At 67.3% G+C, this 14,206-nt stretch carries 17 protein-coding genes; 2 read left to right on the forward strand and 15 right to left on the reverse strand.

Annotated features, from left to right (window positions below):
* Window positions 1-60: 60 nt before the first annotated feature.
* From AAG092_RS13155 to AAG092_RS13215, 13 genes are all read right to left on the reverse strand, one after another.
* Window positions 61-462, reverse strand: coding sequence for a hypothetical protein (locus AAG092_RS13155; RefSeq protein ID WP_373387026.1), 402 nt, complete (start codon window positions 460-462; stop codon window positions 61-63).
* A 95-nt stretch (window positions 463-557) separates the two neighbouring features.
* The gene (locus AAG092_RS13160) at window positions 558-812 is read right to left on the reverse strand and encodes a hypothetical protein (protein ID WP_110682877.1); all 255 of its coding nucleotides are present in this window, start codon (window positions 810-812) and stop codon (window positions 558-560) included.
* Window positions 813-845: 33 nt separating this feature from the next.
* Window positions 846-1,169 carry a DUF3392 domain-containing protein gene (locus tag AAG092_RS13165; RefSeq protein WP_373387027.1) on the reverse strand — a complete coding sequence of 108 codons (324 nt, stop codon included), beginning with the start codon at window positions 1,167-1,169 and terminating at the stop codon, window positions 846-848.
* Between the two features lie 82 nt (window positions 1,170-1,251).
* Window positions 1,252-2,412: a radical SAM family heme chaperone HemW gene (hemW, locus tag AAG092_RS13170; protein WP_373387028.1), complete on the reverse strand. Its 1,161-nt coding sequence runs from the start codon at window positions 2,410-2,412 to the stop codon at window positions 1,252-1,254.
* Window positions 2,409-3,005, reverse strand: a complete 597-nt coding sequence (rdgB, locus tag AAG092_RS13175) for an RdgB/HAM1 family non-canonical purine NTP pyrophosphatase (protein ID WP_110682880.1) — start codon at window positions 3,003-3,005, stop codon at window positions 2,409-2,411. Before rdgB ends, hemW begins: the two co-directional genes overlap by 4 nt.
* Complete coding sequence (locus AAG092_RS13180) at window positions 3,002-3,421, reverse strand: DUF4426 domain-containing protein (RefSeq protein WP_373387029.1); 420 nt, start codon at window positions 3,419-3,421, stop codon at window positions 3,002-3,004. The genes rdgB and AAG092_RS13180 overlap by 4 nt, the downstream gene beginning before the upstream one ends.
* Before the next feature lie 15 nt (window positions 3,422-3,436).
* Window positions 3,437-4,057 carry a methionine biosynthesis protein MetW gene (gene metW, locus AAG092_RS13185; protein WP_110682882.1) on the reverse strand — a complete coding sequence of 207 codons (621 nt, stop codon included), beginning with the start codon at window positions 4,055-4,057 and terminating at the stop codon, window positions 3,437-3,439.
* Window positions 4,058-4,059: 2 nt separating this feature from the next.
* Window positions 4,060-5,199 (reverse strand): homoserine O-acetyltransferase, encoded by a 1,140-nt coding sequence (locus tag AAG092_RS13190; protein ID WP_373387030.1) that lies wholly within the window; start codon window positions 5,197-5,199, stop codon window positions 4,060-4,062.
* Window positions 5,200-5,298: 99 nt separating this feature from the next.
* Complete coding sequence (locus AAG092_RS13195; RefSeq protein WP_373387031.1) at window positions 5,299-7,287, reverse strand: dynamin family protein; 1,989 nt, start codon at window positions 7,285-7,287, stop codon at window positions 5,299-5,301.
* Between the two features lie 141 nt (window positions 7,288-7,428).
* Window positions 7,429-7,725 (reverse strand): DUF167 family protein, encoded by a 297-nt coding sequence (locus tag AAG092_RS13200; protein ID WP_373387032.1) that lies wholly within the window; start codon window positions 7,723-7,725, stop codon window positions 7,429-7,431.
* The gene (locus tag AAG092_RS13205) at window positions 7,722-8,312 is read right to left on the reverse strand and encodes a YggT family protein (protein ID WP_373387033.1); all 591 of its coding nucleotides are present in this window, start codon (window positions 8,310-8,312) and stop codon (window positions 7,722-7,724) included. The genes AAG092_RS13200 and AAG092_RS13205 overlap by 4 nt, the downstream gene beginning before the upstream one ends.
* A gap of 9 nt (window positions 8,313-8,321) precedes the next feature.
* Window positions 8,322-9,140: a pyrroline-5-carboxylate reductase gene (gene proC / locus AAG092_RS13210; RefSeq protein WP_373387034.1), complete on the reverse strand. Its 819-nt coding sequence runs from the start codon at window positions 9,138-9,140 to the stop codon at window positions 8,322-8,324.
* A gap of 17 nt (window positions 9,141-9,157) precedes the next feature.
* Window positions 9,158-9,847 carry a YggS family pyridoxal phosphate-dependent enzyme gene (locus tag AAG092_RS13215; RefSeq protein ID WP_373387035.1) on the reverse strand — a complete coding sequence of 230 codons (690 nt, stop codon included), beginning with the start codon at window positions 9,845-9,847 and terminating at the stop codon, window positions 9,158-9,160.
* 72 nt (window positions 9,848-9,919) lie between these two features.
* Between AAG092_RS13215 and pilT the strand changes: the two genes are divergently transcribed.
* Together pilT and AAG092_RS13225 are read left to right on the forward strand one after the other, a co-directional pair.
* Window positions 9,920-10,954 carry a type IV pilus twitching motility protein PilT gene (gene pilT, locus AAG092_RS13220; RefSeq protein ID WP_110682889.1) on the forward strand — a complete coding sequence of 345 codons (1,035 nt, stop codon included), beginning with the start codon at window positions 9,920-9,922 and terminating at the stop codon, window positions 10,952-10,954.
* A gap of 52 nt (window positions 10,955-11,006) precedes the next feature.
* A complete protein-coding gene (locus AAG092_RS13225; RefSeq protein WP_373387036.1) occupies window positions 11,007-12,152 on the forward strand; it encodes a PilT/PilU family type 4a pilus ATPase in 1,146 nt (381 codons plus the stop codon).
* On the opposite strand, the gene AAG092_RS13230 is transcribed toward AAG092_RS13225, so the two are convergent.
* On the reverse strand, window positions 12,106-12,981 hold the full coding sequence (locus tag AAG092_RS13230) for a TIGR03915 family putative DNA repair protein (RefSeq protein ID WP_373387037.1): 876 nt from the start codon (window positions 12,979-12,981) through the stop codon (window positions 12,106-12,108). The two genes, AAG092_RS13225 and AAG092_RS13230, sit on opposite strands and share 47 nt — an antisense overlap.
* Complete coding sequence (locus tag AAG092_RS13235; RefSeq protein WP_373387038.1) at window positions 12,981-14,192, reverse strand: putative DNA modification/repair radical SAM protein; 1,212 nt, start codon at window positions 14,190-14,192, stop codon at window positions 12,981-12,983. Before AAG092_RS13235 ends, AAG092_RS13230 begins: the two co-directional genes overlap by 1 nt.
* Between the last annotated feature and the right edge of the window lie 14 nt (window positions 14,193-14,206).

The following is a 14,206-nucleotide window of genomic DNA, read 5'->3' on the forward strand; positions in this document are numbered from 1 at the left end:
CGCCGGCCAAGAAAAAGCCGCCCCTGGGGCGGCTTTTTTTATGCCTGTCCAACGGGTGGCTCAGGCACGGGTTGCAGCGTAGGGCTCCGGCCTGGCCGGATCGGTCTCAGGCCGCTCGGGGCGGCTGGCGATATCTGCGATGTTCTGTGCCCGGTCGCTGCGCTGCGCGGCCTCGCGCAGTTCTGCCGCGCTCTCCAACACGCTCGGCGGGCTCTCGACTTGGCCTGCACTGGCCACCGCCAGGTAGGTTTCGATCTGCCGCTGCTGGGTGTTGGCGCTGTAGATCTGCGTGGCTGCGCCGCGCTTGGCGGCCTGGTCCAGTTCGCGGCCTTGCTGGCGCTCGGCGACTCGGTCGGAAGCAGCGTCGACGGCCGTGTTCACCTGTTCGGGTCTGGCCGGGCCGTACTTGTTGATGACCTGAGTCGAGAGGGGCAGGTTGCCGCTGTAACCATTTACCTGCATCGGTGCTCTCCCTGTGATTGCCTGGCTCCACTGTAAACCCGTGCAGCCGGAGAGCATTAGAACGATTGGCAATTGGCGCCCGCCCCTCAGGGCGCTCAGTCGATCACCACGGCGCCCTGGATGGTCAGCTCCGGCAGGGCGGCGGGCATCGGGCAGATCTGCAGGTACTTGATGCTCTCGCGCGGGATCATCAGCAGGTCGCCGTCCACCTCGATGCTCAGGTAGGGCGACTCCAGCTGCTTGCGCAGGGCGCGGGCGACGGCCGCCGGGTCCTCGCTCTGCTTGGGGAAGCGCAGGGCCAGGCGCTGGCCATCCTGAAAATACAGGTACAGGTGCTTGAGCGGCTTCATGGGGCATCTCCTTGCGGGCGCCCCGTGGGCGTCCTAGCTGCGGTCGGCCAGTACGCCGATCAGGAAGAAGACTAGTAGCAGCACCGGGGCCAGGGTGAAGTTGTTGAAGTAGCCCAGGCCCTGGGCCAGCCAGGGGGTGAGGAAGACGATGGCCAGGCCGTAGCCGACGGCGCAGACCAGCACGAAGATCAGCGTGCGCAGGACGAAGTTGAAGTTGCTGATGGACTTCTGCACCCAGGCGTTGATGCCCGGCCCGAACAGGACGAAGAGGGTGGCCATGATGGCCAGGGAGATGTCGTACAGGTTGCCGCGGCACCAGCGCGAGAGGGTGGCGATCAGGTCGAGCACGAGATCCATCGGTGGTCCTTGTTGTGAGTAGCGGGCGTCGGCAGTTTACCGTCTGTCGGCAGGGCTGCCGAGAGCTGGTGCACGCTGTGGTTCAGGGCAGGAAGTGCTGTAGCAGGTCGTTGAGGAACAGCTGGCCCTCCCGGGTAGCGACCAGGCGCGTCGGGTCGGCCTGCAGCAGCTGGCGTGCCTCGGCCTCGCGCCGCGCCGCACCGAGGCTGGCCAGCGGCAGGCCGGTGCGCTGCTCGAACAGTGCGGCCGGGACGCCCTCGCTCAGGCGCAGCACGTTCATCAGGAACTCGAAGGGCAGTTCCCCGGCGTCCAGCAGACGCTCGCCGGCCTGGAAGGCCTTGGCCGCATCCAGATAGTCCTTGGGCAGGCGGGTCTTCCAGGTGCGGACGATGCGCCCGTCCGGGCTGCTCAGCTTGGCGTGGGCGCCGGCGCCGATGCCGAGGAAGTCGCCGAAGCTCCAGTAGTTCAGGTTGTGCCGCGCCTGGTGCCCGGCGCGGGCGTAGGCGGACACCTCGTACTGGGCGTAGCCCTCGGCGGCCAGCAGGGCCTGGCCGGCCTCCTGGATGTCCCACAGCAGGTCGTCTTCGGGCAACTGTGGCGGCTGGCTCCAGAACACCGTGTTGGGTTCCATGGTCAGCTGGTACCAGGACAGGTGCGTCGGCCCCTGGGCGATGGCGGTGCGCAGGTCGAACAGGGCGTCCTCGATGCTCTGCTCGGGCAGGCCGTGCATCAGGTCGAGGTTGAAGTTGTCGAAGCCGGCGGCGCGCGCCATATCGGCGGCGCGGATCGCCTCGTCACCGTTATGGATGCGCCCCAGGGCCTTGAGCTTGGTCTCCTGGAAGCTCTGTACGCCGATCGACAGGCGATTGATGCCCAGGCCGCGATAGTCGCGGAACTTGGCCTGCTCGAAGGTGCCCGGATTGGCTTCCAGGGTGATTTCGATGCCGGCGGCGAACGGCACGCGCTGCTGCACGCCCTGCAGCAGCCGGCCCAGGGCCTTGGCCGAGAACAGGCTGGGGGTGCCGCCACCGAAGAAGATCGAGGTCAGTTCGCGGCCATGGACGTGGCCCAGATCCTGGTCAAGGTCGGCCAGCAGGGCGTCGACGTATTCCTCTTCCGGCAGGCTGGGGCCGGCGGCGTGCGAGTTGAAGTCGCAGTAGGGGCACTTGCGCACGCACCAGGGGATGTGGATATAGAGAGCGAGGGGCGGCAGCGTGAAGCCACCGCCGGTGGTGCCGTTCATTGCAGGCCCAGGCGCTGCTTGAGCAGGGCCATGGCGCGGGCGCGGTGGCTGATGCGGTTCTTTTCGTCGCTGGCCAGTTCGGCGCTGGAGCACTGGCGCTCCGGCACCCAGAACAGCGGGTCGTAACCGAAGCCCTCGGCGCCACGGGCCTCGTGCAGGATGCTGCCGTGCCACAGGCCCTCGCAGAGGATCGGCAGCGGGTCGTCGGCGTGCCGCACCAGGGCCAGGGCGCAGACGAACTGGGCGCCGCGCTCGGCGTCCGGTACGCCCTTCAAGGCCTCCAGCAGCTTGGCGTTGTTGGCGGCGTCACCTTTACCGTCGGCGTAGCGCGCCGAGTAGATGCCCGGGGCGCCGCCGAGGAAGTCCACCGCCAGGCCGGAGTCGTCGGCCAACGCCGGCAGGCCGGACACGCGGGCGGCGTTGCGCGCCTTGAGGATGGCGTTCTCGACGAAGGAAAGGCCGGTTTCCTCCGGCTCGACGCTGGAGAACTCGCCGATCGAGCGCACGCGCACGTGCGCGCCGAGCATGGCCTGGAGTTCCTTGAGCTTGCCGGCGTTGTGGCTGGCGAGTACGAGTTCTGTGAACGGCATCATTCGTCCGGGAAGACTTCCTGATTGAAGGTAAGGGTGTGCGGGGCTGCGTCGCCGATCTGCACGTTGATGCTGAAGGTCAGCATCTCGCGCTGGCGCAGCGGGAATTCGGCCATGTAGTACACGGCGCCGCTCTCCAGGACCTGCTTGAACTGCAGTTCGCTGGTCTGCCCCAGCAGGTTCTTCACACTGCCGCTGACCTTGGCCGGCTGGCCCTGGCCGCCCCTGAGCGCGGCGATGTTGAGCACGCCGACCGTCTTGCTGCGGGTCAGGCCGACGGCGGCGGCCACGTCCGGCTGCAGGAAACTGGAGTTGAACACGCTGTAGTGCACGTCCAGTTCACCGAAGGTCTGTTTGCGTTCGGCGACGGCGGGCAGGGCGAGCAGCAGGCAGAAGACAAGAGATACGAAGCGGCGCATGGCGGATCCTCCGGGTTAGACGGCGACGCGGTGACCGGTCAGGCCGGAGCCGCTGACGCGATAGATGCCGATCTCACCCAACAGATTAGGCCAGAGTCGGCTGCCCAGGTTGTGCCGATGGGCGTGGTCTACCGCCAGGCGCTCCTCGACCCGCGCGCCGAGCTCGTGGCACAGGCGCTCGAAGTCCTCGAAGGTGCAGAAGTGGATGTTCGGCGTGTTGTACCAGGTGTAGGGCAGGAACTCGGAGACCGGCATGCGGCCCTTGGTGGTCAGGTACCAGCGGCAGCGCCAGTGGCCGAAGTTGGGGAAGGTGATGATGCAGGTCTTGCCGACCCGCAGCATCTCCGCCAGGACCTTGTCCGGGTACTTCAGGGCCTGCAGCGACTGGGTCATCACCACCACGTCGAAGCTGTTGTCGGCGAAGTTGCCCAGGCCCTCGTCGAGGTTCTGCTCGATCACGTTGACGCCACGCTCGATGCAGGTGGCGATCTTCTCCGCATCGATCTCCAGGCCGTAGCCGCCGACCTGCTTGTGGTCGCGCAGGTGGGCCAGCAGCGCGCCGTCGCCGCAGCCGAGGTCGAGTACCCGGCTGCCCGGGGCGATCCAGTCCTGGATGATTTCCAGATCCGCGCGCATGGTTACACCTCGATCCGTTTCATGTAGGCGCCGAAGGCCTGCAGGTAGCGCGGGATCGGCATGAGGAAGGCGTCGTGGCCCTGCGGCGCGTCGATCTCCAGGTAACAGACGTTCTTCTTCGCCGCCAGCAGGGCGTCGACGATCTCCCGCGAGCGCGCCGGCGAGAAGCGCCAGTCGGTGGTGAAGGACATCAGGCAGAAGTCGGCCTTGGCCGTGGCAAGCGTCTTGGCCAGGTCGCCATCGTGGGCGGCGGCCGGGTCGAAGTAGTCGAGCGCCTTGGTCATCAGCAGGTAGGTGTTGGCGTCGAAGCGCCCGGAGAACTCCTCGCCCTGGTAGCGCAGGTAGCTCTCGACCTGGAACTCGACGCTGTGGAAGTCGTAGTTGAGCTTGTCGGTCTTCAGCTCGCGGCCGAATTTCTCGCCCATGGCGTCGTCCGACAGGTAGGTGATGTGGCCGACCATGCGTGCCAGCATCAGGCCGCGCTTGGGGATCACGCCCTGTTCCTGGAAGTGCCCGCCGTGGAACTCCGGGTCGGTGAGGATGGCCTGGCGCGCCACCTCGTTGAAGGCGATGTTCTGTGCCGACAGCTTGGGCGCCGAGGCGATGCACAGGCAGTGACGCACGCGCTCGGGGTAGCTGATGGTCCACTGCAGGGCCTGCATGCCGCCGAGGCTGCCGCCGACCACCGCGGCCCACTGGGCGATGCCTAGCCGGTCGGCCAGGCGTGCCTGGCTGTGTACCCAGTCCTCCACCGTCATCACCGGGAAGTCGGCGCCGTAAGGTTTGCCGGTCGCAGGATTGAGGCTGGAGGGGCCGGTGGAGCCGTTGCAGCCGCCGAGGTTGTTGAGGCTGACGACGAAGAACTTGTCGGTGTCGATCGGCTTGCCGGGGCCGATGCAGCTGTCCCACCAGCCGGGCTTGCGTTCTTCCGCGCTGTGGAAGCCGGCGGCGTGGTGGTGCCCGGACAGCGCGTGGCAGATCAGCACGGCGTTGCTGGCGCTGGCGTTGAGCGTGCCGTAGGTCTCGTAGACCAGCTGGTAGTCGGCCAGGCTGCGGCCACAGACCAGCGCCAGCGCTTCGCTGAAGCGGGCGGTCTGGGGGGTGACCAGGCCTACGGAGTCGGCGGGGAAAACAGTCGGCATCGACCCTGCTCTCGATCCAGGAAAGTGCAGCAGTCTAAAGACCACGGCCCCCGGCAGCAAGCGCGGGGGGCGTGGTCAAAGGCCTGAATCCAGAGGCTTTCAGGCCGGGTCGGCGGCACCCTGGGCGCGCGCTGCGACAGGCAGATTGACCACCTTGCCCTGGCGCTGGATCGGCGCCGGGCGGCGCAGCACGCGGAGCATCTCGCCGGCCTGGGCCAGTTGGGTCTCCAGCAGGGTCACGTAGCCCGCCAGCTGCTGGCCGCGCTGGCGCGCCTGCTGGGTCTCCTGGGCCAGGGCCTTGAGGCGCAGCATGTGGGTTTCCAGCATCTGCTTGTGTTCCAGGGTGTGCTGCATCAGCGGCATCAGGGCATCGCCCGCCCACTGCTCGGCTTCGCCGCGCAGGCGCTGGTGCAGGCCGATGACTTCCTGCACCAGGGTGGCGAAGAAGCGCTTGGTCAGGCTGCGCTGCTCGGTGAGCAGGGTCTTCAGGTGCAGGCGGAACTGGTCGGCCTTGGCGCGCAGCTGGGCCAGCTCGCGCAGGTAGCGCTGGCTGTTGAACTGCGGCGCGTCGACGCCGTGCAGCGGGTTTTCCTCGTTGTGCCGGCGGTACACGGCGGCGACCATCTTGTTGGCCATCTCGGCCTCGTGGGCCAGGTTGCCGAGGTCGTGCTCCACCGCGCGGAAGAACTGCACGATGGCCTGGTTGATGCCGAGAGTGGTCCAGCTGCCGGTCAGGCCCTGACGCACCTGGGCCAGGTGCTCCTCCAGGCGCTCCGGGCGCACCGCGTTGCGCAGCAGGTCGCCCTGGCGCTTGAGCAGGCGCTGGTTGGTCTTCAGGCCAAGCAGGCGCTTGTGGTGCAGGCTGTGGTCATCCTTGGTCTTGGCGGTCAGCTCGAACAGCAGCTGGCCGTTGTCGTGCTGATGGGCGTTGAGCAGTGCCTGCTGCTCGCGCACCTTGTCCAGGCGCAGGCTGAGCACATGCTGGCTGTTGTTGAGCAGGGCCAGCACCTGGTTGACCACACGCTCCTCGAGCAGGCGTTCCTTCTGCGCGACGATGCGCTCGCACAGCAGCTGCTCGAGGTCGGCCAGCTGGCTGCGGGCGAGCAGCGCCTCGTCGTTGCGCACCTTGGCGATCAGCGCCTGCTTGGCCGACAGCGGCAGCACGCTGGCTGCGGGGATGCCGAGCTGCTTGGCGGTAGTGTTCTGCACCAGGCCGATGGCCTTGCCGACGAACTCCTCGCCGGCCAGGTCGTCCCACAGCACGTCGATCTTGTTCAGCACGGCGAACAGGCTGGCCTGGGTGTCCTCGTCGAGCTGGCGGATATGTTCCTTCCAGATCGCCATGTCGCTGGCGGTGACGCCGGTGTCGGCGGCCAGCAGGAAGATGATCGCCTGGGCGCTGGGCAGCATCGACAGGGTCAGCTCCGGCTCGCTGCCGAGGGCGTTGAGGCCGGGGGTGTCGAGAATGCGCAGGCCCTGGCGTAGCAGCGGATGATCGAAGTTGACCATGGCGTGGCGCCAGGCCGGCACCAGTACCTGGCCGGGCTTGCCGGCCGGCTCCAGCATCTCCGGCAGGAAGCCGAGCTGGATCGCCTGTTCCACGGCCATCGGCTTGGTCTTGGCCACCTGGGCGAAGGCTTGCGCCATGTTGTCCGGGTCGCTGGCGTCGAGGGGGATGTTCACCCAGTGGCGGGGGATGCGCTTGAACTGCGCCACGCTGGCGTCGGTCATGCGCGTCTCGATCGGCAGCAAGCGGATGTAGGAGCGCTCCGAGCGTGGATCGAAGAACAGCTCGGTGGGGCACATGGTGGTGCGCCCGGCGTGCGACGGCAACATGCGCTGGCCGTATTCGGAGAAGAACAGGGCGTTGATCAGCTCGGTCTTGCCGCGCGAGAACTCGCCGACGAAGGCCAGGGTGATGTGGTCGGTGCGCAGCAGCTTGAGGGCGCGTTCCAGGCGCGCGTCCATGGCGTCCGAGCCGAGGCGGTTGTGCGCCAGCCAGCTGCGATAGCGGGTGATCTCGCGCATCAGCTCGCGCTTCCAGGCGACGTAGGCATCCACCTGCTGGCTGAGACGTTCCATGCTCATCCTGGCACTCCTGCTTCGACGGTCGGTTGGCGGCGCGCAACGGCGGAAGAATGCCCGCGGCTTTGCCGGAGATGGCTGCATTATGCGGGGGGCGGGGCCGGCGTCAATCGGCGTGCTTCACAACTTCGGCCGGAAGGTTGCTCAAGGTGACCGGGCGGTCAGTCCGGGCAGCGGAGGCAGCTGGCGCGGCATGCGGATGCGCACGCGCTTCTGCCGGTTCAGCTCGCCGCTCTCCAGGCTGACCTGGCTCTTGGCCACGCCGAAGGCGGCGGCCAGAAAGGCCAGCAGCTGGGCATTGGCCTTGCCCTCCACCGGCGGTGCGGTGAGGCGGATCTTCAGGCGCTCGCCGTGCAGCCCGGCGAATTCGTCCTTGCTCGCCTGGGGTTGCAGGTGGCAGTCGAGCAGCAGGTCGTCGCCGTCCCAGCGGTACCAGCTCACATCAGCAGGCCGAGCACCGCCGGCATGCTGGTCATGGCCGCCAGGTTCTTCACCACCAGCATGTCGATCAGGTTGATCGCGATGAAGGCGAAGATCGGCGAGATGTCCAGGCCGCCGAGGTTGGGCAGCAGCTTGCGGAAGGGCGCCAGCAGCGGCTCGCAGAGCTGGTTGACCAGCTGCGCGCCGGGGTTGTAGCTGCCCGGGGCGACCCAGGAGAGGATCACGCTGATGATCAGGGCGAAGAAGAAGATCTTGAGGAACAGCGAGGTCACCCCGATCAGCGACCAGACCAGCAGCTGCAGCGGGTTGCCGGTGGTGCCGTAGGCCAGCAGCATGGTCAGGCCCATCATCACCAGCTGCACCAGTATGGCCAGTACCAGCGAGGCCAGATCGACCCCGCCGAAGCCGGGGATGATCCGGCGCAGCGGCCTGAGCAGGGGCTGGGTGGCCTTCACGGTGAACTGGCTGAGCGGGTTGTAGAAGTCGGCGCGCACCAGCTGCAGGACGAAGCGCAGCAGCACGATCAGCAGGTACAGGCTGCCGAGGGTCTGCAGGATGTAGATGGCGGCGGTATCCAGTCCGTTCATGGGGATTCCTTATTGGCCCAGTTGTTCGGCGAGTTCGGCGGAGCGCTTGGCGGCGGCGTCCAGCGCCTGTTGCACCAGGGCCTCGAAGCCGCCGGCCTGGAAGGTCCGGATCGCCGCTTCGGTGGTGCCGTTGGGCGAGGTGACCCGGCGGCGCAGCTCGGCGGCCTCCACGTCGCTCTCGGTGGCCATGCGCGCGGCGCCCAGCGCGGTGTGCAGGGTCAGCTGGGCGGCGGTGGCGCGCGGCAGGCCGAGTTTTTCGCCGGCGGCGGTCATCGCCTCGATCAGCAGGAAGAAGTAGGCCGGGCCGCTGCCGGAGACGGCGGTGACCGCGTCGATCAGCTGCTCCTCGTCCAGCCACAGGGCCAGGCCGACGGCGGACAGCAACTGCTCTGCCTGCTGGCGCTGGGCGGTGGAGACTTTCGCGTTGGCGTACAGGCCGCTGACGCCCTGGCGCAGCAGCGCCGGGGTGTTGGGCATGCAGCGCACGATGGCGACATCGCCGAGCCAGGCGCTGAGGCTGGCGCAGGTGATGCCGGCGGCGATCGAGACGATCAGCTGGCCCGGCTGCAGGCTGGGCGCCAGGGCCTGGCACACGCCCTTGAGCACCTGCGGCTTGGTCGCCAGGACCACCAGGTCGGCACCGGCGATGGCCTCGGCGTTGCTTTCGAACAGTTCGATGCCGTACTCGGCGGCCACCTTGGCGCGCTGTTCGGCACCCGGGTCGCTGGCGCGGATGTGGCTGGCCGGAAGGCCCTGGGCGAGCAGGCCGCCGATCAGGCTGGTGGCCATGTTGCCGGCGCCGATGAAGGCGATGTGGGGGGGACTCATCGTGCGTGCTTCCTTAATCAGTGGGGCTGGCCATAGTCGCGGGCGCCGAACAGCGCGGTGCCGATGCGCACCCAGGTGGCGCCTTCGGCGATGGCCGCTTCCAGATCCTGGCTCATGCCCATGGAGAGTGTGTCGAGATCGGCGTGCAGTTCATCGCGCAGCCGGCGCAGGCGCGCCAGGGGTTCGCGTTGAGCCTGCGGGTCATCGCTCGGTTCGGGGATTGTCATCAATCCGCGCAGGCGCAGTCCGCGCAGTTGTGTAACCGCCTGTGCCAGCGCCGGCAGTTCCTCCGGCGTGCAGCCGGATTTGCTGGCCTCGCCGCTGACGTTGACTTGCAGGCAGACGTTCAGCGGCGGTAGGTGGGCCGGGCGCTGCTCGGACAGGCGCTGGGCGATCTTCAGGCGGTCCACCGAGTGCACCCAGTCGAAGTGCTCGGCGATCAGCTTGGTCTTGTTCGACTGGATGGGGCCGATGAAGTGCCAGACCAGGTCCAGGTCGCCCAGCTCGGCCTGCTTGGCCAGGGCTTCCTGCAGGTAGTTCTCGCCGAAGTCGCGCTGGCCGGCAGCATGCGCCTCGCGCACCGCGGCGGCGGGTTTGGTCTTGCTCACGGCGAGCAGGCCGACTGCCTGTGGATCGCGCTGCGAGGCTTGCGCCGCCTCACGGATACGCTCGCGAACCTTTGCAATATTCTCTGCTATCGTGGACATTACTCGCGCTCTATAGCCCGCCCGTCAGGGGTCTGCGGCATTCTACCTGCTTGCATTCGATTGGGGAGTCCCATGGATATTACCGAGCTGCTCGCCTTCAGCGCCAAGCAAGGCGCGTCGGACCTGCACCTCTCGGCGGGTCTGCCGCCGATGATTCGCGTCGACGGCGACGTGCGGCGGATCAACCTGCCGCCGATGGACCACAAACAGGTCCACGCGCTGATCTACGACATCATGAACGACAAGCAGCGCAAGGATTACGAGGAGTTCCTCGAGACCGACTTCTCCTTCGAAGTGCCCGGCGTGGCGCGCTTCCGGGTCAACGCCTTCAACCAGAACCGCGGTGCCGGCGCCGTGTTCCGGACCATTCCCTCCAAGGTCCTGAGCATGGAAGACCTCGGCATGGGCGAGGTGTTCAAGAAGATCACCGACGTGCCGCGCGGCCTGGTGCTGGTCACCGGGCCGACCGGTTCGGGCAAGTCGACCACCCTGGCGGCCATGCTCGACTACCTGAACAACAACAAGTACCACCACATCCTCACCATCGAGGACCCGATCGAATTCGTCCACGAGTCGAAGAAGTGCCTGGTCAACCAGCGCGAGGTGCACCGCGACACCCACGGCTTCTCCGAGGCCCTGCGCTCGGCGCTGCGTGAGGACCCGGACATCATCCTGGTGGGCGAGATGCGCGACCTGGAGACCATCCGCCTGGCGCTGACCGCCGCGGAAACCGGTCACCTGGTGTTCGGCACCCTGCACACCACCTCCGCGGCCAAGACCATCGACCGCGTGGTCGACGTGTTCCCGGCCGAGGAGAAGTCGATGGTCCGCTCCATGCTCTCCGAATCCCTGCAGGCGGTGATCTCGCAGACCCTGCTGAAAAAGATCGGCGGCGGCCGGGTGGCGGCCCACGAAATCATGATCGGCACTCCGGCCATCCGTAACCTGATCCGCGAGGACAAGGTGGCGCAGATGTATTCGGCGATTCAGACCGGCGGCTCGCTGGGCATGCAGACCCTCGACGCCTGCCTGAAGAACCTGCTGAGCAAGGGGCTGGTCAGCCGCGAGGCGGCGCGCGAGAAGGCCAAGCAGCCGGAAAACTTCTAACGAGAGCCGTCCACAACAGGGCGGCCACAGAGCAGAGACACGGGCGGGAAAGATGGAATTCGAGAAACTGTTGCGCTTGATGGTGGAAAAGGGTGGTTCCGACCTGTTCATCACCGCCGGCGTGCCTCCGTCGATGAAGGTCAACGGCAAGATCATGCCGGTGACCAAGAACCCCATGTCGCCGGAGCAGACCCGCGAGACGGTGCACTCGGTGATGAACGAGCAGCAGCGTCGCGAGTTCGCCGAGAAACACGAGTGCAACTTCGCCATCAGTGCCCGTGGCATCGGCCGCTTCCGCGTCAGCGCCTTCTACCAGCGCAACCTGGCTGGCATGGTGCTGCGCCGCATCGAGACCAATATCCCGACCATTGAGGACCTCAAACTGCCCGAGGTGCTGAAGAAGCTGGCACTGACCAAGCGCGGCCTGGTGCTGTTCGTCGGCGCCACCGGTACCGGCAAGTCCACCTCGCTAGCGGCGATGATCGGCTACCGCAACAAGAACACCAGCGGCCACATCATCTCCATCGAAGACCCGATCGAATACATCCACCAGCACCAGAACTGCATCGTCACCCAACGCGAGGTCGGCATCGATACCGAGTCCTTCGAGGTGGCGCTGAAGAACACCCTGCGCCAGGCGCCGGACGTGATCCTGATCGGCGAAATCCGGACCCGCGAGACCATGGATTACGCCGTGGCCTTCGCCGAGACCGGCCACCTGGCCCTGGCCACCCTGCACGCCAACAACGCCAACCAGGCGCTGGACCGCATCATCAACTTCTTCCCGCCGGACCGGCACAACCAAGTGTGGATGGACCTTTCGCTCAACCTCAAGGCCATCGTCGCCCAGCAGCTGGTGCCGACCCCGGACGGCAAGGGCCGGCGCGCGGTGATCGAGGTGCTGATCAACACCCCGCTGGCCGCCGACCTGATCCGCAAAGGCGAGGTGCACGAGCTCAAGGGCCTGATGAAGCGCTCCACCGAGCTGGGCATGCAGACCTTCGACCAGGCCCTGTACAACCTCTACACCCAGGGCGAGATCACCTACGAGGACGCCCTGCTGTATGCCGACTCGGCCAACGACCTGCGCCTGCTGATCAAGCTGGGCTCGGAAACCGATGGCGAGCACCTCACCAGCGTGAGCCAGGGTCTCAGTCTGGAGGTGAGCGAGGAAGATCCGGGGCGGCGTTTCCGCTAGCGGCGCTGCCGCCACGGATGGTCTTGCCGGCATGCCGGGTCACGGCCTGGGCCTGGCCGTGGCGCTGCGCCCCGGCGCGCGCCTGGCTCATCAGCTGGGGAATCAGCGGGCCTTCCGGCAGGTTCTTCCAGAAGCGCACCGGCATGCTTCTCTCCAGCACCTCGCGGTTCAGCCGGGCCGGGTTGAAGGTGCTGCCATAGTAGGCCAGCCATAACTGCTGCCCGGCGTCCTCGGGTGCCTGTGCCCACTGCCGCCATTGGCCTGGGCAGTGACGCTCGTGGCGCAGGTGCCGGCCATCCCAGTACACCCCGTCGCGTGGCGTGGCGATCAGCCAGCTGTGCTGGCCCATGCGCTGGGCGAAATGTTCGCTGGCGCTGGCCAGGATGTCGTGGGCCGGCTCGTGCCAGGCGACGAAGTCCGGCCCGTCCGCGGCCGGGCATGGCTGAAAGCGCAGGAAGGCATGCAGGTGGTGGGCCTCGCGGCGCACGGCCTTGAGGCGCCTGTGCAGCTCGCTGCCGTCCGGGTCGCCGGCCAGCATGGCGCTGCGTTCGCCCTGGCAGACCCGCCAGAGCACCCGGTAGAGCAGGCTCCAGCGCTCCGCGCAGCGATAGCGTGCGGCGTTTTCCAGCAGTTCGAGCAGCTGGCGCGGGACCCTGATCCGGTCGTTTGCACCCTGCGGTTGCGCCGCGTCGTCCAGGTCGGCGAACAGATCGCTGCCCGCATCCTGCTCGCACCAGATCACCTGCGCGGCCGGGACACCCTGTTGCAGCAGGCGGCGCGCGGCCTGGCGCCAGCCGGCGAAGCTGCCATCGAAATGCGCGCTGTGCATCACCACAGGGCCATCTGCGCCGGCGCCTCGCTCAGCTGCAGGCGCAGCGTGCGCGACTCGCTGTCGGCCTGCGCGGGGCGATAGTCCTGGGTGACGATGAACGGCTTGGCCTTCTCCAGGGCGCAGCGCAGGCGGCCGACATCCTCGAAGCGGATGCGCCGGTGCCGACGCAGCATCACCAGGCGCTTGGCGCTGAGCACGCCGATGCCGGGCACGCGGGCGATCAGGGCCGCGTCGGCGCGATTGAGGTCGACCGGGAAGTGCTCGCGATTGGCCAGCGCCCAGGCCAGCTTGGGGTCGATGTCCAGCGCCAGGTTGCCGGGGCCGCTGAGCAGTTCGCCGGCCGTGAAACCGTAGCCGCGCAGAAGGAAATCGGCCTGGTACAGGCGGTGTTCGCGCAGCAGCGGCGGCGCCTCGAACGGCACGCTCTTGGGGCTGTGCGGAATCGGGCTGAACGCCGAGTAGTAGACCCGGCGCAGGCGGTAGGCGCCGTACAGCGACTGTGCCGTGTGCAGGATGGTGCTGTCGTCGGTGGCGTCGGCGCCGACGATCATCTGCGTGCTCTGCCCGGCCGGAGCGAAGCGCGGGGCGCGCTTTTCCACCCGCGCCTCGCTCTCGCCCTGGTGGATCGAGTGCATGGCCTGCTTGATGGTGCCGACCTGCTTCTCTGGCGCCAGGCGGATCAGGCTGCTCTCGGTGGGCAGCTCGATATTGACGCTGAGGCGGTCGGCGTAGCGGCCCGCCTCGGCGATCAGTAGCGGGTCGGCGTCGGGAATGGTCTTCAGATGGATGTAGCCGCGGAACTGGTGTTCCTTGCGCAGCAGCTTGGCTACGCGCACCAGCTGCTCCATCGTGTAGTCGGCGGAGCGGATGATGCCCGAGCTCAGGAACAGGCCGCTGATGCAGTTGCGCCGGTAGAAGTCGAGCGTCAGGGTGACGACTTCCTCGGGAGTGAAGCGTGCGCGCGGTACATCGCTGGAGCGGCGGTTGACGCAGTACTGGCAGTCGTACAGGCAGAAGTTGGTCAGCAGGATCTTCAGCAGCGCCACGCAGCGCCCGTCCGGCGTGAAGCTGTGGCAGATGCCCATGCCGTTGGTCGCACCCAGCCCGCTCTTGCCCTTGGAGCTGCGCTTGGGTGCTCCGCTGCTGGCGCAGGACACGTCGTACTTGGCGGCATCGGCGAGAATGGTGAGCTTGTCGATCAACTGCATGGTGCAACTCGGTA

Source organism: Pseudomonas alcaligenes (assembly GCF_041729615.1).
GTDB lineage: Bacteria > Pseudomonadota > Gammaproteobacteria > Pseudomonadales > Pseudomonadaceae > Aquipseudomonas > Aquipseudomonas alcaligenes_B.